The sequence below is a fragment of the Candidatus Enterococcus wittei genome, assembly GCF_002140175.1.
GTDB classification, from domain to species: domain Bacteria; phylum Bacillota; class Bacilli; order Lactobacillales; family Enterococcaceae; genus Enterococcus_B; species Enterococcus_B wittei.
In genome coordinates this window covers 143,670-165,164 of sequence record NZ_NGMO01000003.1, presented here as the reverse complement: position 1 = coordinate 165,164, position 21,495 = coordinate 143,670, and the positions used below count along the sequence as shown (strand labels likewise).

At 36.3% G+C, this 21,495-nt stretch carries 15 protein-coding genes; all 15 read left to right on the top strand.

The window, feature by feature from the left end; translation table 11 throughout:
* Positions 1-27: 27 nt before the first annotated feature.
* The 15 genes from A5844_RS08690 to A5844_RS08620 all read left to right on the top strand — a co-directional run bounded on the left by A5844_RS08690 (position 28) and on the right by A5844_RS08620 (position 20,831).
* The gene (locus tag A5844_RS08690) at positions 28-978 is read left to right on the top strand and encodes an ABC transporter permease (protein ID WP_086285249.1); all 951 of its coding nucleotides are present in this window, start codon (positions 28-30) and stop codon (positions 976-978) included.
* Positions 979-997: 19 nt separating this feature from the next.
* Entirely contained in the window at positions 998-1,906 is a 909-nt protein-coding gene (locus A5844_RS08685) for a carbohydrate ABC transporter permease (RefSeq protein WP_086284804.1), read from the top strand.
* 32 nt (positions 1,907-1,938) lie between these two features.
* On the top strand, positions 1,939-3,618 hold the full coding sequence (locus A5844_RS08680; protein ID WP_244610819.1) for an extracellular solute-binding protein: 1,680 nt from the start codon (positions 1,939-1,941) through the stop codon (positions 3,616-3,618).
* A 110-nt stretch (positions 3,619-3,728) separates the two neighbouring features.
* Complete coding sequence (locus A5844_RS08675; protein WP_086284803.1) at positions 3,729-4,727, top strand: family 20 glycosylhydrolase; 999 nt, start codon at positions 3,729-3,731, stop codon at positions 4,725-4,727.
* Positions 4,728-4,765: 38 nt separating this feature from the next.
* Positions 4,766-6,070 carry an alpha-L-fucosidase gene (locus A5844_RS08670; protein WP_086284802.1) on the top strand — a complete coding sequence of 435 codons (1,305 nt, stop codon included), beginning with the start codon at positions 4,766-4,768 and terminating at the stop codon, positions 6,068-6,070.
* 88 nt (positions 6,071-6,158) lie between these two features.
* Positions 6,159-7,472: an alpha-L-fucosidase gene (locus tag A5844_RS08665; RefSeq protein ID WP_086284801.1), complete on the top strand. Its 1,314-nt coding sequence runs from the start codon at positions 6,159-6,161 to the stop codon at positions 7,470-7,472.
* A 669-nt stretch (positions 7,473-8,141) separates the two neighbouring features.
* Positions 8,142-9,611: an AcpB/EbpR/MafR family transcriptional regulator gene (locus A5844_RS08660; RefSeq protein ID WP_086284800.1), complete on the top strand. Its 1,470-nt coding sequence runs from the start codon at positions 8,142-8,144 to the stop codon at positions 9,609-9,611.
* 264 nt (positions 9,612-9,875) lie between these two features.
* Positions 9,876-10,220 carry an EF2685/EF0750 family sortase-dependent surface protein gene (locus tag A5844_RS08655; RefSeq protein WP_244610818.1) on the top strand — a complete coding sequence of 115 codons (345 nt, stop codon included), beginning with the start codon at positions 9,876-9,878 and terminating at the stop codon, positions 10,218-10,220.
* Positions 10,221-10,230: 10 nt separating this feature from the next.
* Positions 10,231-11,100, top strand: coding sequence for a WxL domain-containing protein (locus tag A5844_RS08650; protein ID WP_086284799.1), 870 nt, complete (start codon positions 10,231-10,233; stop codon positions 11,098-11,100).
* A 225-nt stretch (positions 11,101-11,325) separates the two neighbouring features.
* On the top strand, positions 11,326-12,393 hold the full coding sequence (locus A5844_RS08645) for a WxLIP family cell surface protein (protein ID WP_086284798.1): 1,068 nt from the start codon (positions 11,326-11,328) through the stop codon (positions 12,391-12,393).
* Between the two features lie 4 nt (positions 12,394-12,397).
* The gene (locus A5844_RS08640) at positions 12,398-15,841 is read left to right on the top strand and encodes a WxL domain-containing protein (protein WP_256924542.1); all 3,444 of its coding nucleotides are present in this window, start codon (positions 12,398-12,400) and stop codon (positions 15,839-15,841) included.
* 738 nt (positions 15,842-16,579) lie between these two features.
* Positions 16,580-16,924, top strand: a complete 345-nt coding sequence (locus A5844_RS08635) for a DUF7006 family protein (protein ID WP_086284797.1) — start codon at positions 16,580-16,582, stop codon at positions 16,922-16,924.
* Positions 16,925-17,015: 91 nt separating this feature from the next.
* Positions 17,016-18,320: a metal-dependent hydrolase family protein gene (locus A5844_RS08630; RefSeq protein WP_086284796.1), complete on the top strand. Its 1,305-nt coding sequence runs from the start codon at positions 17,016-17,018 to the stop codon at positions 18,318-18,320.
* Between the two features lie 12 nt (positions 18,321-18,332).
* Positions 18,333-19,004: a DUF554 family protein gene (locus tag A5844_RS08625; protein WP_086284795.1), complete on the top strand. Its 672-nt coding sequence runs from the start codon at positions 18,333-18,335 to the stop codon at positions 19,002-19,004.
* A gap of 402 nt (positions 19,005-19,406) precedes the next feature.
* A complete protein-coding gene (locus A5844_RS08620; RefSeq protein WP_086284794.1) occupies positions 19,407-20,831 on the top strand; it encodes a glycoside hydrolase family 1 protein in 1,425 nt (474 codons plus the stop codon).
* Positions 20,832-21,495: the final 664 nt, after the last annotated feature.

The following is a 21,495-nucleotide window of genomic DNA, read 5'->3' as shown; positions in this document are numbered from 1 at the left end:
GGAGGAATTATTTTGTCACAACCAGCTATATTATCAGAACCACCTATAAAGAAAAGAAAGAAAAAGAAATCAACGAGAGTTTCTATTAAAAAACTCAAAAATAGCTCACAGTTATACTTATTCATCCTGCCGGCTTTGGTATTTTTCTTGGTTTTTAGTTATCAGCCGATGTATGGTGTCATCATTGCGTGGAAAGATTATTCTCCAGCATTGGGGATTTTGGGATCTCCTTGGGTAGGATGGAAATATTTTCAACAATTTTTTGATTCTTATTATTTCTGGGACTTACTTAAAAACACGCTAGGTATCAGTGTGTATTCTTTGATCGTTGGGTTTCCATTACCAATCATCTTAGCTTTATCTTTAAATGAGATGAAAGATGCTTTTGGAAAGAAATTTGCCCAAACTGTTACATATGCGCCAAATTTTATCTCAATGGTCGTGATTGTTGGGATGATCGTTGCTTTTTTAAATCCTTCCTCAGGTTTGATCAATAATATCATTGCTTTTTTTGGCGGGGAGAGGATTGCATTTATGGAGAGCCCTCAATGGTTTAAAACTTTATATGTCTTAACCAATGTTTGGCAAACAACGGGGTGGTCTTCCGTCATATATATGGCGGCTTTAGCAGGTGTCGATACACAATTACATGAAGCGGCATTGATTGATGGAGCGAGTCGTTTGCAGCGTGCATGGTATATTAATCTGCCAACTATTACGCCCACGATCATTATTCTATTGATCATGAATATGGGAGGCTTGTTAAATGTTGGTTTTGAAAAAATCATTTTGATGCAAAACCCATTGAATCAATCAGCAAGTGATGTGATCGCTACGTTTGTCTATCGTGCAGGTTTATTGAATGGACAATATTCTTTTGCCAGTGCAGTAGGTGTATTCCAATCAGTCATCAATTCGATTATCTTGATCACAGTAAACCAAATGACAAAAAAATTCAGCGAAAATTCACTATGGTAGAAAGGAGTGATTCGTGAAGATGAATACAAAAACTGTAAAAATGACTAAAGGTGACCGAATATTTGTTAGTTTTAACTATCTTTTTGTCATTGTAGCGACTTTGATCGTTCTTTATCCACTTATCTATATAATTAGCGCCTCTTTCAGCGAACCCAAGATGGTCATTACTGGGGCAATGTGGTTGTTTCCTAAAGGATTTACCTTGGAAGGCTATCAAAAGATTTTAGCGAATACTGATATTTGGCGGGGCTATCAAAATACGATCCTTTACACCATTCTTTCCGTTGTGATCAATTTGATTGTGACGATTCCTTGTGCTTATGCATTATCTCGACCTGAACTTTATGGAAAGAATATCTTTGTGAAATTCATGATGGTGACGATGTTTGTCTCAGGAGGGATGATTCCTTCGTATTTACTGGTTCGTGATTTAGGGATCTTAAACACGATGTGGGCATTGATCCTTCCGAGCGCAACGAGTGTCTATAATATTGTAGTCACACGTTCTTTTTTTCAATCAAATATCCCACGAGAGATAGAAGAATCAGCTATCGTCGACGGTTGTAGTGAATTTCGTATCTTCTTCCAAATCGTTTTGCCATTATCAGCGCCTATTATTGCAGTTATTGCTTTATTTGTTGGTGTGGGTCGTTGGAATGGTTTTTATGATGCCTTGATTTATTTATCAGATCGGGACAAATTTCCTTTGCAGATGATTATTCGTGAATTACTCATTTTGCAGGATTTATCCTCCAATACGATCGCATCAAGTTCAGAGGTCCAAGAAGCTTTAAATAGAAAAACAGAACTGGCAGCGATTATCAAGTATGGCGTAATGATTGTTTCCACATTGCCAATTATTATCATTTATCCTTTTTTACAACGTTATTTTGTCAAAGGTGTATTAGTAGGGTCATTGAAGGGATAAGCAGTATCAAAAAAGAAAGGAGTTTATAAAAGATGAAAAAAACAAGATTCATGAAAGTGACTGCATTGGTGATTTTGAGTCTAGGCATGTTAAGTGCTTGTGGAGGAAAAGGTGGGTCTGATACAACGAAAGAAGAGGTAAAAGTCGAAAAATCTGGTTTTCCTATTGTAAAGGAATCGTTAGAGTTAACCATGTTTGCCCCTTCTAATGGATTAGGAGCATATGAGGACATGGCGGCATTAAATACATACGCAAAGAAGACGGGGATTTCATTTACATATACTACACCACCTTCATCCGATTTATCTGCAAAACTAAATTTAGCTTTTGCCTCAGGTGATATTCCAGATGTGATCTATGGTGCAGGAACAGGAGGAGCTTTATCTAAAGCTGTAGAGATCCAATATGGTGGGACAACTTTGATTCCTTTAGAATCCTATATCGATGATGGCTATGCTCCTAATTTGAAAGCAATTTTAGAAGCTTATCCGAATATCAGAAAATCGATCACTGCGCCAGATGGACATATCTACTCGCTCCCTTCATTAAGTGGGAAATATAATATCCAAGATGAAGAATTCGCAAAGAAACCCGAATTGACTCGGGGAACGATTTGGTATAACGGAAAATGGCTGGAAAAATTAGGATTAAAAGAACCAAAAACGATTACTGAATTTTATGAAATGTTAGTGAAATTCCGTGACGAAGATCCAAATGGGAATGGCAAAGCGGATGAAATCCCTTTATCTTCAGCCAAATTAGATTCACTTCGTCCTTGGTTCTTGAATGCTTTCGGTCTTTATTCACAAGAGCAACAAGTCAATGAACAAGGCAAAGTGATTTATGGAGCGATTGATGAAAACTATCGTCATTATATCGAATTCATGCATAAATTATATAAAGAAAAGCTATTAGATCAAGAAGTCTTTTCTCAATCAGATGATCAAAAAAAAGCAAAAGGGTTAGCGAATCAATTAGGTGCCTACACTGACTGGTTCAGCTACTTCACCTCAGGAAAGGACGAAAATACGGGAGCACTTGAAGATCCGATGGCTTACCCATTGAGTTCTGAATATAGTCCTGAAGCTTTTTTAAGTACGAATGATGGCGTTTCAACAGGTGCATTTGCAATAACTAATAAAGCAAAAAGTCCAGAGGCAGCCATTCGTTGGGTCGATTATTTCTATTCAAATGAAGGAGCTCAGTTTTTGAAAATTGGACCAGATAAGGAAGAAGGCGGATTTTGGCATTATGATAAAAATGCCAATGGTGACGAAGTCAAAGTCTATAATGAGGAGGTGGATCGAGCAAATACCGAAGATGCTCGTGCCAAAGTGACACCTGATTATGGTTTAGTCGTGCCAAAAATCGGTGCTGAAAACGTCGTCCTCATCAATGAAAAAAATGAAAAAGTAGAACCAAAAGCTTTTGCTGTGTGGTTAGATGGTGAATTGGCTGAAAAAGTTGCCTCTTATGAAAAAGTGGGGTGGCCGACTCTTTACATGTCAAAAGAACAACAAGATCAATTAGGATCAACGATGCAAACTGACCTTTATACCTATGTGGAAGGCCAAGAAGCAAAATGGATCACAGGTAAAGAAGAATTAACGGATGCATCTTGGGAAAAATATGTAGGAACATTGAAACAAATCGGTGTGGACAAATTCATCGAGGTGTATCAAGAAGCTTACGACAATTGGAAGAATACTTAAACTATACAATAAGGAAGACCGGACTAGAAAAGATTGAGCGATTGGCTAGAATAGTGGATTAGGTTCAGTAAATTTTTAGTTCGATCTTCAGTGAAAAAGGAGCAAAGAGGTTGGAAAAAGGACTGATGATTGATGTAGGTAGAAAATTCTGGTCTTTAGAAGATTTGAGAAAACTGATCCTTTTGTTGAAAAAAGAGAAGTTGACACATCTTCAATTACATTTGAGTGATTCTTCAGGATTTCGTCTAAAAAGTGAAATGTATCCTGAGATTACGAGTAAAGAATGTTATATAAAAGAAGAAATGCTTGATTTTTTAGCATTTGCGAAAGAACAAAACATTACGATTATTCCTGATATTGATAGTCCAGGACACTTAGGAGTGGTATTGAAAGAGCATCCCGAATTTATTTTAAAGTACATAGATGAAAAAGGAAATGAACAACCAGCAAAAGATGCATTAGATGTTAGTAATCCAGAAGCCGTTGCCTTCATCAAAAATATTTACCGAGAATTTATTGCTGTTTTTTCAGGGTGTTCTACATGGCATATTGGTGGAGATGAATTTATTGATTTTCAAACGATCGAACTGTATCCATCGCTGATTCAACGATCCAAAGAAATTTTTGGACAAAAAGCAACTGGATTAGAATTCTATGTCTCTTACGTGAATGAATTGACTAGCTTGATGAAAGAACAAGGAATTACTTGTCGTATTTGGAATGATGGCTTTTTCCGTAAGGATCATGTGAGCATAGTAGAATTAACAAAAGATGTCGAAGTTTGTTACTGGACTAACTGGGATAAAAACATGGCTTCAATACGATTTTGGCTGAAAAAAGGTTATAACATCATCAATTTTGATGACAATGACTTGTACTATGTTTTGGGAGAAAAAGCTGGATATACCTATCCTACATTAGAGCATTTCAAATACAATAAATTTTCAGGAAATCAGTTTTTGACAGAAGAGGAAATGAAACAAGTAAAAGGAACTTTCATGAGTGTCTGGTGTGATGATTTTGCAGCCAAAACGACAACTGAAATCATGGCAGATCTGGCAATTTTATTACCAAAGTTTGTCACTGAATTAGAAAAAGGACAGGAATAAGGCAAAGAAATATTCAAGGAGAAAAGATAGGTGTAAAAATGACAACAAACATAAGAGAAGATGTGGAAGAAAATGATACGGCAGAAAGAGAATCATATGGGGAAATTCCTTTTCAAGTTGAAGAGAAATTGAAATGGTTTCAAGACCAAAAAATCGGGGTCATCTTTCACTGGGGACTATACGCAGAAGCAGGGATCGTCGAATCATGGCAATTGTCAAAAGAAGATGAATGGGCAAGAGGGAAAAGTTGGCGTAAAGATCTTGATACGCTAAGAAAGGATTATTGGGCGCTAAATCAAGTATTTGATCCTGTAAACTTCAATCCAGAAGAATGGGCGAAACAAGCGAAAGCTACTGGCTTTAAATACATGATCTTCACCACGAAACACCATGACGGCTTCAATATGTATGATACCAAGTATAGTGATTATAAAATCACTGCTTCGAAAAGCAAGTTTCATGATCATCAGAAAGCGGATATTTTTAAACATGTCACTGAAGCATTTCGTGCAGAAAATATCGCAACAGGAGCCTACTACTCTAAGGCAGATTGGCATTGTCCTTATTATTGGGTACCTGGGCAAGAAGCGAAAGGTCGATATGCTAGCTATGATCCGCTAAGTGATCCAGAAATGTGGGGGAAGTTTGATAGATTTGTGGAAAATCAACTTGTTGAAATCTGTAGCGATTATGGCCCAATCGATATTTTATGGCTTGATGCTGGTTGGGTCAATAGTCGAAATGAAAAGCTTTCGATGGATAAAATCGTACAAAAATTACGGAAGATCAAACCAGATATGTTGATCGTTGACCGAACGATTGGTGGCAAACATGAAAATTATGTGACTCCTGAACGGAAAGTACCTGAAGTTCCTCCAACGAAAGTCTGGGAAAGTAACATCCCCTTGGCCAATAATTGGGGGTATGTCCCTAACGACACCTATAAATCTTTTGACGAAATCTTACAATATTTACTTCAAGTCGTAGCATTAGGAGGTAATATCATCTTTGGCGTGGGACCAAAACCAGATGGTCAGTTGCCAGAAGAAGCATTGATATTAATGAAAGAGCTTGGGAAATGGCTAAATACCTATGGCGAAGGAATCTATGGTACACGGCCAACCAATCAGTTATCTGCACCAGAGTGGTATTTTACAGCTAAAGGGAACACGATTTATGGATTTACTCTAACCAAAGGGAAAGAAACAGTTTCCTTAAAAATAGACGATTCTTTTAAACGTGTAGAGAACTTGTCTGGGACTGCAATAAAAATAAATGAAGGAATAGTGACTGTGGCAACTGAAAATTGCCCAGCGGTGGGGCTACGTTTGAACCGCTCATAGCTAAAGTCACGAGTATTCTCGGTTAGATTAAAAATAGAAGATAGTGACCAACAGTAGGATAGTTATCATTTCATAAGGAGCTAAACAAATGAATATCAACGAATTTCAACAGGCTCGCTTTGGTTTATTTGTACATTTCGGCGCTTATGCAGTCAATGGGAAAAGTGAATGGCTGAAAGCTTATCAAAAGTTGACCAATGAACAGTATCAAACTTATATCGATCATTTCCAACCAAAGGAAAATTGTATGGAGGAATGGGCAGCCTTCGCAAAAGCAGCAGGTGTAAAATATGCGGTTCTCACAACGAAACATCATGATGGTTTCTGTTTATTCGACAGCCAATTGACTCATTATACGACAAAGCAAACGATTGATCGTGATTTGGTGAGGGAATTTGTGGAGGCCTTTCGAGAACAAGGGATTAAAATTGGTTTTTATTATTCTCTCATTGATTGGCATCATGATGATTTTCCTCACTATGGGGATCTGCAACATCCACGAAATACCGCAGTTGAAGAAAAAGCAAAGGAAACTAAGCGAGACCTAGATCGCTATTTAGATTACATGCATGGCCAAATTCATGAGTTATTGTCTAATTATGGAGAAATCGATATGATGTGGTATGATTTTTCCTACAACAATCCGAAAGATTCGGGATTGCCCAATATGAAAGGTGAAACTTGGCGTGCAACCGAACTAGTAAAGTTGATGCACGAATTGCAACCCAATCTCATCTATAATAATCGGCTAGGTTCAAATGGCGGGATGCTAGTAGCTGAACCAGAAATATATGCGGGAGATTTCACCTCTCCTGAACAACTCATTCCACCAACAGGCATGATGAATGAAAAAGGAGAACTTGTCCCTTGGGAAGCCTGTCTAACAATGAATGAAAGCTGGGGCTATACAAATACCCCATTTGGTTATAAACGTTTACGCACTCTGATTCATGCGTTGGTAGATTCGGTCAGTAAAAATGGGAATCTATTGCTAAACGTGGGCCCTGATGCCAAAGGGAAATTTCCTCAGAAAGCGCAGGAACGGTTGAACGGGATAGGGGAATGGCTAGAAAAAAATGGAGAGAGTATCTACGGCTGTGGTGCTGCCCCCTTTCCCAAACCAGAATGGGGACGCTATACATTCAAAGAAGCACAAAATGGACAACCTGCTAAATTATATGCCCATATTTATGAACGGGGAGTAGGACCATTGCCACTGGTAGGATTAGAAGGAAAACTACGATCCGCAAAATTAGTAGCCGATGGGACACTATTGAATATGGAACGCCCATGGAATGTATCAAAATTTCCTAATGATGCTTTCTTAAACTTACCGTGGTATGATACGTTACCAGATGAAATCGATACAGTGATCGAATTTGAACTTGTTGAGGGGGAGTAGAACGTATTACTCGAATTTTTTGGAAGAGATTCCCATTAGAAATATTTATACCTGTTAGGAACTGATTAGGACCTGGAATGGAGATTTTGACAAAACTTGTTGAGAAAATATCTTTGAATGAATAGTTGAATACTAAAGATTGAACCTCTCATGACTGAAGTCGACTGAAGTCACGAGATGATTGGGAATAGAGCGTACTTGCAAATATAGGTCTTTACTCACAGCGGTTTCTCTTATTGACCAAGCTATCCCTGTAGTTCCTACATTTTTTTATTGAAATAAAATACTAACTACGGCTTGGTAACCTCCAATCTCTAAAAATGGAGATTCTGAACACCTCTTTCTTCAATAGAGAACGACAATCAGACGAAAGTTGGCAGCACTTCTGTGAAGTGAGGAATCAACGTGTGACAAGTATGCATTGAATGTAGATAAAACCAAAAATAGAATCAAGTAGCCCCTTAAAATAATAGGATATTTATTTTTTAACCTCTTGCTATGAAAGAGGTTTTTTTGTTTTCCGTTTTAAATAGAACAAAACCATACTGTTTTTTTCTTGATTTTCAATCAGCTGAAGTATTCATTAAAAAAGGCAGATCCTTTTCTAATGATAGAAATATCTGTATAGTGTACTTACAAAATAGAATATTTCGGAGTGGAGGATCCTATGTGAGAGAATTGCAATTGTCTTTTATAAGTAATAAACCAACGATTCGTTTATTTAATACGCTAAATTATATCGAACGGAATCGTTCGTTCACTATTGGGGAATTAGCCGAACAAAATGATGCATCGTACCGAACGACAGCCAATGACATTAAGTATTTAAAAGAATACTTCAAAGATAGTGCATTATTCACTTCTACCAGTAATGGCTATATTTTTCAAGAAATAGAGCGTTCTTTATATAAAGAAAGAAAAAAGCAACTGCTAGAAAATGAGCTATTATTTAAACTGGTGGAGGATATTTTTTATGGAAGGCTAGAACGAATTGATGAATTAGCTTATCAGTACAATTATTCTGAAAGTGCTTTTCGCCGACTACTGATGAAGTGCAATCCAATATTAAATAGTTATGGATTAAAATGGGTGTCCAATCCTTTGACAATCAGTGGAAGTGAAGCGAGCTTACGTAAATTCTTTAAAGATTTTTTTTATGAAGGAGTAGAAACCCCTTATTCAGTCTTGGTTGACCAAAGATTGCCAGATTTAATACTAAATAAAGTTGCTGATAAATTGAGTATAGATACCTATGAAGTGGCTACAGGAACAACACCTACCTCTTTTTATTATAATTTTTTTATTACTCTCATAAGAGTGGGACAAGGATGCGGAGTGACCATACCTAAAAAAATATTGGAGCGAGTTTATGAAGAAAAAGATTTTTTATTAATATCTTCTGTAAGTAAAGAAATTGAGATGGTTTTTGGCATACATCTATCAAAAGAGGAATTTGCATGGGTTTATTTAGTAACGATGTGTGACCGTACATTTAATTATGAAAAATTCGAAAAAAATTTTTTTGAACAGTTTAACTTATGGCCTGAAATTACAAAAATGACGGAGATTTTTTTGAATGAGAGAAAAATACCTGTGAATAAACATGCCCAATTAGCCATTTTTCTTAAATCCTTTTTATTGTCAATCAAAATAAAGGATACAATCGATCCTGTTTTAAATAAAGTAATGTTCGATATATTGGACGAGTTCGTCTCTGATAATACTGAAGATTATGAAAGAAATTATCGATTTTTACAAGGACATAAAAAGACCTTTGCTATCTCTGAAACATATATGAGAGATATTTGTATAAGCCTTACTTTATATAGTGATATGCTGCTTGATTATTATGAGTCCTCTAAAAAAGTATACTTCCTGTTAGAAGGAAATCACTTAGCCTATCAATCTATACGGATTAAAGCATTGAAATTATTTGGAAATAAACATGAGCTCACCTTCGTTCCCATCCAATCTTTAACTCGTGACAAATTGAATGCCGAAAATATCGATCTGATAGTGACCAACTATAGTCGGTATATAGCGGATTTTATTAATGATATCGATTATATCTTGGTGAAAGATGTACCTGATGAACAAGATTGGTCAAATATTTCAAATCAATTAAGAGACTGGAAATGAAAAACTATCCCATACCAACTGGAGAAATCTAGTTGGCTTTTTTGTTTTAATTCAACGTATGCTTTTTTATCAGACAATTAAAAGGTGAATTTCGTTGTTGTTCATCAATTGTTGTTTTTTTGCATATACATAGGCAAACGGCGATTTTATTTTGTTTACCTAGGAATGTACTATTTGATTATGGGGAAACGAAATGAATGTTTGTTTGTAAAGATTTCTCTATCAAAAGCCAAATTGTTTGGACTATTTTTGAGGAGGAGGGACATGGGAAGTAAAAAAGCGAAGTTTGTTTTTCCACTAACTATGATCATGCTGTGTTTATTTTCAACAGTTATTGTGAGTGGTGAAGAAATACAGAGTGTTGAAACACAAGGTTCAATTGGTTTTACCGGTATTTATGAACCAATCGGGACACCAGATCCAACACCGCCAGACAGTGTTCATCGACCACCGGTGATAGAAATTGCTAAACCTGGGGGGACATTACCAAAAACCAATGATTTCACAAATAGAAGACTGATTTGGATAGGTATATGTATGATTTGTTTTGTTTTTATTCTATTTAAACAAAAAGATCAACAACAAAAAAAACTTAAAAAAAGAAAGTAGGAATTATCAAATGAAATTTATCCGTTTAGCAACAATCACAGCATTATCAGCCACTGTTTTAGCAGGAGGCGCTACATCCGTATTTGCTGCAGAAGTACGTGACGTAACCACTGAAGGTCAAGTCCAATTCCGTCCATCAGGAGATGAAGATGGAGAACTAGAAGTTATTCCACCAGAAACAGGACCAGATGTTGAAATTGAAACAGAAGTACCAGGAACGACTGGACCATTATCAATTGTTAAAGCTGCCACAATGAATTTCGGTACTCAAGTAATCTCTAACCAAGATAAAACATATGACATGGTTGCTGAAATGCAACCATTGAAAGAAACTGGAGAACTCGTTCCTTATGTCAGCTTTGCACAAGTACAAGACCTTCGTGGGACAAATGAAGGATGGGATCTACAAGTTAGCTTGTCAGATTTCACTTCAAATACGCAAAATAATGTATTGACAGGAGCAGAAATCACTTTTGTAGATTCTCGTATCCAGTATGAAGGTAGTAATGCTCAAAATGCACCTACAGCACATGCAGCAGGAATGAAATTAATCCCAGGAGCAGGCGGCCTTTCTGTAATGACTGCGGATGAAGGTAAAGGGGCAGGAGCATCCTCTGTTGTTTGGGGAAATCAAGTAGATTTAAATGCACAATTCGAGGATAAAAATAAAGAAGTAGACCCTGAAGATGACGAAGAAATTGAAGAAATCGTAATCACAAACAATGCGATTCAATTGTTCGTACCAGGATCAACTGCAAAAGATGCGACAACCTATACAGCAGAACTTACATGGGAGTTATCAACAACGCCTGGTGAAGATGTTGGCGGTGGAGAAGGCGACGGCGGTGAAGACAATGGTGGTGAAGACAACACGATCTAATCTTTGATAAGGATTAAAAGTTAATCAATCATTGTAACTCTACTAGAAGTAGTTAATTATGTGCTCAGCTCCAAGGAATAATCCGAAGAATCAAAAAACTTTTCATTTTTTGATTCTTCTCCGGATTATTTCCTAATGAGTAGTTTGTTAATGCGATTATTTAGATTTAAAAGAGGAAGAGTTTATTTTTGACAGATGTTGCTTTTATAGAAAGGACTTATTTTAATGAAACAAATAATTACATACCAAATGAACAAAAGATCGCCTTTGAGATGGCTGTTTGTAGCAATTTCCCTTTTTTTGTTTTCTCCAGTATTTGTAAATGCCGAAGAAGCTAACTTGAATTTTTATGTGACACCTGAATTTCCTGAAAGCCAATTAGAAGGAAGTGAGCAATACTTTAATTTGAATGCTGAACCAGGAAGTACAGAGAAATTATCGTTAAAACTTCAGAATGCAGATGATAAAACAAAGGCAATTCTGATCACACCCCATACGGCATTTACAAATGTGATGGGGGTCGTGGAATATGGGAAAGACGCTGAAGAAGCAGATCCCACCTTGCCATATTCTTTAGCAGAATTAATGGAAACTCCAGAACCCATTGAGTTAGCCGGTAATGAAACAAAAATTGTTGAAATCCCACTTACTTTACCGAAGGAAGCATTTGAAGGTTTTTTAGCCGGAGGTTTACGAATAAGTGAAGTGAGAGAAGAAAAAGAAGAAGAAGCGACAGATGAAGAAGGTGTAGCAATAAAAAATGAATTTGCTTATGTCGTAGGTGTGGTGGTAAGTAATAGCCGATCATCTGTTCAACCAGACTTGGAATTGTTGGATGTTTTTGCCGATCAACTGAATTATCGTAATGTGATTAGTGCGAATTTACAAAACTTTACTCCGACATTTGTCAATCGGTTAAAAGTAGAAGCAACCGTTCAAAAAGAGGGAGAAAAAGCTATCCTCTATCAAGCAAGCCAAGAACAAATGCAAATGGCCCCAAACTCTAATTTTAACTTCCCGATTTCGTTAGCCGGAGATCGATTTCAAAGTGGAGACTATGTTCTAAAACTAAAAGCGACTTCTGGAGAAGAGGAATGGGAGTGGGAACGGACATTTACAATTGAAGCAGACGAGGCTCGTAGATTAAATCGCCAAGATGTCACAATCGACTCGAGTGTTAATTGGTGGATGGTTGGTTCACTCATTTTACTCTTTCTTCTAGCAGTAGTCCTTTCTTATATTTTTTATCGGAAAAATCGAGAAAACAAAAAAAATAATCAGAATATGGAGTGATACTATGACCGGTTCCCGTTTAAAGAAAGCTACAGTTGTTTTAATAACTACAATTTTGGCTCTCCAGGTTTTACTCATGCCTGTAAGTTTGGTTTTGGCAGAAACAACACCCAATGGAGAAGTTGAAGCAGTTGATTTACAAGAAAATAATCTATTGAATTCTATCGGATCTACTGAGCCTACTGATTTTGTTGAACCAAGTACAGATGAAATTCAAGAATTTTCATTTGTAACCAAAACATCTAAGACAATCGTAAATCAACCAGTAACTATACGTTTCACGAGTAAATTAGCAGCGAATCAAGTACTGATCCGTATTCCTTCTAATGGAGAAATTCTGGAATCTCAATTTTCTAATGGAGAATCTATCCAGCATTCTCACGGGGAATATTGGACTTTATCTACAAAAGAAGAACAAACTTCTTTTGAAATCCCAATCCTTTTTAAAGCTACAGGGAGCTATTTTCTTACGATTGATCATGATGCAGATCACTTTTATATCGAAGTAGAGGACTCTATTCCAGAAGTGACAACGGAGCAACCCACAGAGTTGAAAGAATCTGAAACAAATGATCAATCAGATGAACTGCAAGAAATAGAGTCCGAAAATTCTCAATCTGAAGAATTGGAAGAACAAAGTAATGAATCAAGTGATACAAAAGAAAGTCATAATGATTCAACTACCATTCAACCAATTGTTGCTATTGAAGAAAATTTATCCATATCAGAAGACTTGATTGCAGCAGAAGAAGAACGGATTTTGGAAGAAACAAGGGATGTCCAAAACCGATCAGTAAGCAATGTGAGTAACTGGAGTCAATTTAGAAGTGCTTGGAATAATCCAGGTACTTCTATCGTGATTTTGAATGAGAACGTTGTTTATGATAGCTCGATTTGGGGGGATTCTATAAATACAAGAAGCTCATCTATTAGGATTGAAGGCACAGATCCATCTGATGGTGTGCAGTTAACAAGGGTGAATTTTGCAAATTCCGGTTATAGTTTGATAATGAGTGGTTCTGCAAACTTAAGTATAGTAGGTGTTGAAATTGCTGATGGTGCTGGTGGAGCTCTTGTTAGAGACAGGCGCACTGATCCCGTAGTGATTCATAATGGAAGTGGTTCAATCGATGCTCATAATTTTTTATTTTATATGGGAACTGGGTCAGCTGGAGCTGTAGTCCGAGGACAGAATATAAATCTAAGTGGACGTATCCTTGTCTACTCTGGACAGATTGATGGAGCTAGCGTAACTGTACGAGGGACAGGTATTCAAGTACTCAGAGGGGGGACATTAACTATTAAGCCAACTTTATTTCCTAGATATCTTAGCTCATTTATTTCTAGTACAAGGAATTCTGGATTAAAACCTATTTTATCGGATGCTTCAAGCAGTATCATTATACAAACGGAAAGACTAACAATGAGTCGGTCAGTTGACAGTATGACTGCACTACCATTAACCTCATGGTATCGTACTGATGTTGTTCTTGGAGGAGTAAATGGTGGAACTGTTATAAGTAGTAATACAGATCCAAATGATTTTGCACAAAGGTATGAAGCTACTTTTTCTGATCCTTTATATGGTGCGTTATTTTTTAATGGAGAGGGAGGGGACTGGATAGATCCACCAGGTCCCCCAGCACAATTGAAACTTAATTTACACGCTAGTCCGGTAGCGGGGGGGAATCCTACAGCAACTTCAGTAAATCTTCCATCGGGAGGCTCCACCGCCATTAGTGCGAATCCCAATGTAGGGTATCAATTTGTAAGATGGGAAGTAGTCTCAGGTGGAGCGGTTTTAGCTAATGCAACAAATCCAAATACCACTGTTATGATTGGCGCTCAGGATGCGACAATAAGAGCAGTCTATGAACTGAGTAATCAAAGATTGACTTTGGAAGCAAGTCCACTAGAGGGAGGAAATCCCACTGCAGCAAATGTAAATGTTCCATCAGGAGGTTCTACCGCCATCAATGCCAATCCTAATCCAGGCTATCGATTCTTACGTTGGGAAATAATATCTGGAGATGCTAGGGTAACCGATATAACTAGTCCAAACACCACAATCACCATGGGGATGCAAGTGGCGAGAATACGAGCAGTCTATGAATCAAGCGAACAAAACAAACAACTATTGTTTTTGGAAGCAAGTCCAGTTGAAGGCGGGAATCCAACATCAAGTAATGTACATGTAGAAGCTAGTGAAATTTATGCCAATCCCAATCCAGGTTACCGTTTTTTGCGCTGGGAAATAGTTTCTGGGAATGCAAGTATTGGTAATGTTTTAAGTCCAGATACCTTTGTCGTGATACTTGGAGCTAATTCAGAAGCAACAGTGCGAGCTGTTTATGAAAAACTTCCCGAACGATTGATCTTGGAAGCAAGTCCAATAGAAGGAGGAAATCCGACGTCAGAGATAGATAATGGTCCTATTGAAAATGTTTATCGTATTCGCGCCAATCCTAATGAAGGCTACCGATTTTTACGCTGGGAAGTAGTTTCTGGAGACGCATCAATTAATTACCCAGATTGGCCAGAGACTTTTGTTAGAGTAATATCGGAAACAGCGACAGTGCGAGCCGTATACGAACAGATCAAGTATGAATTAAGCTTGCAGGCCAGTCCGGAAGAAGGCGGAAATCCAACGTTAGGAGAAGCGAGTCTACCCCAAGGAGGGACGACAACGATCCAAGCGAATCCTAATGAGGGCTACCGATTTGTCCAGTGGGAAGTGTTAACAGGAGAAGCGACCCTTAGAGATGATAAAGATCCAGATACCATCGTTACAATGGGTGGACAAGATGCCACGATCCAAGCGGTTTATGAGGAAGAACGGAATACTGTTTCACCTGTTGATCCCTTAGATCCAGAAATAGAGGTCGACCCTGAGAATAAACCGGAACTTCCTGAGAATCAAGGATTGCTGAGCATTGATTTTGTTTCTCGATTTAACTTTGGTTCACAACCAATCTCTGCTAAAGATCAGACTTATTATGCACAAACACAGCGTTTATTGAATGAAGATGGAACGGTAAATGAAGAAGAAGAGCGACCTAACTATATCCAAGTCAGCGATCGTCGTTCAGCAAGTGAGCGTAATGGTTGGCAGTTAGGCGTGACGCAAGAAAAGCAATTTATCGGAGAAAAAAGTCAGGAACTGACAGGGGCGCAATTGCGTTTAATGAATCAACAATTAGTAACGGCACAAAGTGGAGAAAGTCCATCTCTACAAGTTAAAAATCCTTTGACACTAATACCAGGTAATAAGCGAACATTGATTCGTGCAGAAGGTAGTGAAGGTACAGGAACCTGGGTGTATCGTTTTGGAGATGCTCAATCCGCTGATAAAAGTGTGGCTTTGGATGTGCCAAAAGGAGCTAATCCAGAAGCAACAAAATATTCAACTACACTTACTTGGGAATTAAGTGCAGTCCCCGAAAACTAGTAATAGAGTAGGGAGAAGAGGATAACCTCTTTTCCTTGTTCTTCTTTAATAAAAGGAATGTGTCTGTATGGAAAAAATTTATTAAGTAATCTATATGTCCAAAACAAAACGTTTTTTTATTCTTATTGAGTGGAATGAATACCAATATATATTTCTCAAAGACTTAGACTAGTTGATAAAATCACTATTTTTCAACATAAGAAAAGGCAGTATTATTTCTTGGTATCCTTCAAAGAAAAACAATTTATCGATTCGCTATAACAAGAGGATTTTATCCGTCTGTTTTCTCTAAATATAGATAGTTCTCTAACCGTTGAAGTTAAAAGTATGTTTCGCTTCTTTTTATATTATCGTGTGTGAATGAAGTTTTTTCAAAGAGTGAAAAAGGACAATGAGACTACTAAAGCTAATCCTACTTAGAATTATTTTAAATTGTGGGGATAGAAACATAGCAGTTAAGCACCGCAAAAACAAGTGAATTCTCTTTTGTCTTGATTAATTGCTCTATGCTTCAGAAATAGATTAAAAAGCACGTTCATCGTCAGTTAACTTTGATAACAATTTGATGGATAATAGACAACTAATTATCTAACTATTTACGAGTTGGCTGACTATCAGTAATGAAAAAGATATGGCAGATATATCAGCCACTTTCGGAGCTACCAAAAGTAAAAGACAACTAATTGAGAATTTAGAAAATTAAACGTAAACAAAAATGAAAAGAAGTGAGAAAACTGAATGAAAGTTACAACTAGAGAAAATTATATTTCTGGTTTCTATCAAGCATTGAAAGAAACCAATAGAAAGCCAGAAGAAGCAAAAAAATATATTGATAAACAAGTGAACCGACTGGATCAATTGCTTGAAAATATATCGAAGGATACTTTTTGGGAAATTCTTCCTGAAATTTTAGGCATTGATTCTAAGCTGATGGTCTTCCTGGAATTAATAAACTATGAAGAATATACCGTTGATGAAATCATTCAATTAGCTGAAAAAGATTATCGCTACTATACAAAGGAATTATGTGGCTATGAAATAAATATGGAGACAAAGCATTCAATGATTTTTAATCTACTTTAAAAACGAATAAAAGTTGTTATGAATTGTATCTATTTTTCTCAATACAGTTAAAAAATTTAAGTAATCATAAATTAGAAAGAAGAAATCTCAAATGAAAAAAATAGTTTTAAAAAATTGCCGAGTATTGAATTTTAACCAAGCAACACCGTACCTTGCAGATATTGTTATTGATAGAAATGGACGTATTGAAAAGATTATTGAGGGAAGAACTAAGATAAGTGGAAATTATGAAGTGATTGATTGTCATAACCATTATGTCATGCCGGGATTAATCAATGCACATTCTCATTTGTTTGCTTCAGGAAAACCGTTTAAGGGGAATCTTTCTCCTTCACTAAAAAATGTAGGTTATCGATTGCTACAGACAAAATTAGGACATACAGCGCTGCGAATGGTTATGCACAAAAACGCACAGACACAATTGCAGTCGGGGATCACAACCATTCGATCCCTTGGAGAATTTTTCTACCAAGATGTTCAATTAAGAGATACTTATCTAAGCAAAAAGAAGATTGGTCCAACACTACAAGTTGCGGGTTTCTTTCTCTCAATCACAGACGGACATGGGGCTCCTTATTTAGCTCTTGAGAGTGATTCACCTTGGGAAGGGCGTCAAAATGTTCGGAAAAATCTAAAACAAAATGTAGACTGGATAAAAATTTGTGTGACTGGTGGTGTGACTGATGCAGTCAGAATAGGTGAAGCAGGCTCATTACAGTTTACTGAAGAAGAAATCACTGCCATTTGTGAGGAAGCTCATAAAGTGGGACGGATGGTATCTGCCCATGTGGAAAGTACCGAGGGAGTTCGGATTGCTTTACGAGCTGGTGTGGATTCGATCGAACATGGCTCACCTATGGATGAGGAGATCATTGAGCTATACAAGAATAATCCAAAATCCTATCGAGGATATACGACACTTGTGCCAACTTTTCAAGCGGCAGCACCATTTGCATTACTAGAACAAGAAAAAACTGGTGTTTCCACAGTAACCCTTGAAAATGGGAAAATTGTGTATGAAGGAATGTTGGAAAGCTTGCATCAAGCCATTGAACATGGCATCAGTATTGGATCAGGAAATGATGCTTCCATGTCATTTGTCACTCATTATGACTATTGGCGTGAATTAGATCATTTTGTACGCTACGGTGGAATGACGACTCGACAAGCCCTTGAGATTGGAACAATTGGAAATGCTAAATTATTAGGGATAGAAGAAGAATATGGATCTATTGAAGTCGGGAAGATGGCTGATTTGATTGTCCTTTCAGAAAATCCCCTTAAAGAAATGCGTGCATTGACTTCTGTTGAGATGGTCTTTAAAGAAGGTCAATTAGTGAAAAAGAAAGAAGTAAAAAAATATCCTAAAATAGACCAGCTTTTAAATAGCTATTAGGAGCGAGTAGAAATGCAATATATTTTTATCAATGGTTTATCTGTCGTCATAGGTTCAATTGTCGGTACGATGTTTGGGAAAAAATTCAGTGAAAATTATAAAGAACTATTAAATAGCGTTATTGGTTTAAGTGCAATAGTAGTTGGATTCACTTCAATTACAAAGGGTGTCGCAACCAGTAGCTATAAAATTGTCTTTATTATGATGCTGATATTAGGAGCTACTATTGGCCAAATGATGAATTTAGATAAAGGATTAGATGATTTTTTACAACGATTTCACTCATTTGGTCAAAAAAGTGAAGGATTAGTTCTAGGCATATCGTTGTTATGTATTGGTACACTACCTATCCTGGGTCCTTTACAAAGTGCGTTACAAGGAGATAGTTCATTTATATTAGTTAATATTATTTTCTCATTCATTGTTGCCGTAACATTAGCCTCCAATTATGGGATCATCCTGATCTTTGTCGCTCCTCTTTTAGTGTTGATTGAGTTAGGCGTTTATGTTTCAGCTCTTCCTATTGATACTTTTATCACACCTTCTATTTTTAACGAAATGGAATTAGTAGGAGGAATTTTAGCTTTGACTTCGGGATTAAATATCTTAAAAATCACTCAGATCCCAGTGTTGAACCTATTACCTGCGCTGTTTGCTCCTTTCTTATTGGCTTTTTTCAATTAATTCTGGGCGTTCCTCATCATTCATATTGGGATGAGGAATGCTTTTTTGTATGGAGTATCATTCAATCATCATCTAGAGTGATAGCGTTCTCTATTCAAACTAGACGGTCCTTCAAAAATTTGCGTGTGTCATGAATCTAGGGCTCTTTTTTTGATATAAAGGTTAATAGCAAGTATCACTTTAAGTAAGCATTCATCTTGTTTAATTTTTTGTATCACTGACTCAGACATTAGCAATGTTTTTTATAGGTATATATGGTTGTCACTAATAAAAGAGTTAGATTATTTATAAAACGGAAATCTACAAACTTTTGAAATAAAAAATCTTTATTTTTAAATAAAAATTGAAATAAATATTCTTGTAAGGTATAATAAGTTTATTATCTTTGAAAGGGGTTACAAGATGTTTCTATGGGGAGGAGCTACCGCAGCGAGTCAATATGAAGGCGGTTTTTCTGTAAAAGAGGGAATGGATACACAAGATTGTCGTCCTTATTTACCGAGAAATAACAATGCAACGGTCCAAACAAGATTATTAACGAAAAAAGTCATTGAGGAGTCAAAACAAGAAAAAAACGAGTTGTATTATCCGTTTAGAGTTGGTACCAAAGGTTATGAACATGTAAAAGAAGACTTAGAGTTATTAAAAGAACTAGGAATCCAAGTTTACCGTTTTTCATTAAGTTGGACAAGATTGTTTCCAAAAGGCATTGAAAATGAACCTAACCAAGAAGGCGTTCATTATTATGATCAAATTTTTGACTTTTGTAACAAGAACAAGATAAAAATATTTTTAACCATGAATCATTATGCTGTACCTCTATATTTGGTAGAACAATATGGAGGATGGACAAATAGAGACATGGTTCAGTACTATTTGAATTTTGCTGAATTTGTATTCAAACGTTGGGGACAGTCTGTTGATTATTGGTTGCCTTTTAATGAAATTAATGCAGGGTTTTTCAGTCCGTATAATGGAACGGGATTGATTAAACCTGACAAAGAAGATTATAGTACTCAAAAAGTATTTGAATCTTTACATCATCAATTTGTTGCAAATGCAAAAACGATCCAGTTAGCTAAAAAGTTAAATGTTCCTGGAAAATTTGGCGCAATGATTTCTTGCTTTTGTTACTATCCTCTTACGCCAAAACCAGAAGATAATTTTAAATTAGTAAAGGAAGAACAAATAAATCAATGGTTTTGTAGCGATGTTTTAATGCGAGGGAAATATCCTTACTATATGGAATCATTTTTCAAAAATCATGAGGTGGATTTAAAAATAACAGAAGAAGATACCCAACTATTAAGCAACTATCCTTGTGATTTCATTTCTTTTTCTTACTATTCTTCAAGTGTCGTTACTACTGAAGAAGCTGAAAAAACAGCTGGTAATTTAGTTGTTACCACTAAAAATCCTTATCTTGAAGCCAGTGAGTGGGGGTGGCAGATTGATCCAATCGGACTACGCACCACTTTAAATAAAGTTTACGATCGATACAATTGTCCGGTAATCATATCTGAAAATGGGTTTGGTGCAAAAGATACATTAGAAAACAATCAAGTTCATGATCCGTATAGAATTGATTATTTTGATTCACATTTTAAAGAAATAATGAAAGCTAAAGAACTGGATAACGTGGATGTAGGTGCATATATTGCTTGGGGAATCATTGATATTGTTTCTGCGGGAAGCTGTGAAATGGATAAACGGTATGGTGTAGTTTACGTTGATGGAGATAACGAAGGCAATGGTACTTATAAGCGTTACAAGAAGGATAGTTTTTATTGGTATCAAAAATTTATACAATCTCACAATAAAATGTAATCTGGAGAAAGTTCCAATAACCATTATTTATTTAGGTAAAATATCGAGTTCTGTTGTAGAAATAATAATGTAAAGATAAACAACTTCGTATACGAAAGATTAGTTGATGAAATGGTGAGAATGAACATGCGAGTAAACGACAAAGGGTTATGCACTAATTGAACGATTGATAAAAATACAAGAACAAACAACAAAATGAAAGAAGACTCAGCGATGAAGTCTTCTTTTTTAGAGAATACTTATAGGCATATTTGATATAAATAGGCAGGAATATTCTTACTTTGATCAAGAGGAATGACAGTTGAGTAAGTGCTACTGTTGGAAACTCGCAACCAGTAGATAAGTCACATTTATTTTTTGGTCAATCAAGATAGATATTTTGTGCCTATTATGCTCCAATCAAGATAATGAACAACCAAAATAGTACAGTAAATAGGGTAGAAAACAATTTATCATAGTTGTTCATTTGAAAGTAGTAACGAAAACTAATATTCGATAGTCTAAAGAAAGTAATGTACTACAATAACGAACGACTATATGAAAAATAATGTATCGATTTAAAGATCAGCTGATAAAAAATAGTCTCCTTGATATTAGGGTATCTTCTTTGTCTTAGATACATTAAAATATGAACTATAAGGATATAAAGTTCGTTTGATAAAGA

Coding starts and splice junctions, on each gene's coding strand:
- A5844_RS08670 (WP_086284802.1), top strand. CDS start 4,766: ATGACAACAAACATAAGAGAAGATGTGGAAGAAAATGATACGGCAGAA.
- A5844_RS08635 (WP_086284797.1), top strand. CDS start 16,580: ATGAAAGTTACAACTAGAGAAAATTATATTTCTGGTTTCTATCAAGCA.
- A5844_RS08665 (WP_086284801.1), top strand. CDS start 6,159: ATGAATATCAACGAATTTCAACAGGCTCGCTTTGGTTTATTTGTACAT.
- A5844_RS08620 (WP_086284794.1), top strand. CDS start 19,407: ATGTTTCTATGGGGAGGAGCTACCGCAGCGAGTCAATATGAAGGCGGT.
- A5844_RS08645 (WP_086284798.1), top strand. CDS start 11,326: ATGAAACAAATAATTACATACCAAATGAACAAAAGATCGCCTTTGAGA.
- A5844_RS08655 (WP_244610818.1), top strand. CDS start 9,876: ATGGGAAGTAAAAAAGCGAAGTTTGTTTTTCCACTAACTATGATCATG.
- A5844_RS08650 (WP_086284799.1), top strand. CDS start 10,231: ATGAAATTTATCCGTTTAGCAACAATCACAGCATTATCAGCCACTGTT.
- A5844_RS08630 (WP_086284796.1), top strand. CDS start 17,016: ATGAAAAAAATAGTTTTAAAAAATTGCCGAGTATTGAATTTTAACCAA.
- A5844_RS08640 (WP_256924542.1), top strand. CDS start 12,398: ATGACCGGTTCCCGTTTAAAGAAAGCTACAGTTGTTTTAATAACTACA.
- A5844_RS08625 (WP_086284795.1), top strand. CDS start 18,333: ATGCAATATATTTTTATCAATGGTTTATCTGTCGTCATAGGTTCAATT.
- A5844_RS08680 (WP_244610819.1), top strand. CDS start 1,939: ATGAAAAAAACAAGATTCATGAAAGTGACTGCATTGGTGATTTTGAGT.
- A5844_RS08685 (WP_086284804.1), top strand. CDS start 998: ATGAATACAAAAACTGTAAAAATGACTAAAGGTGACCGAATATTTGTT.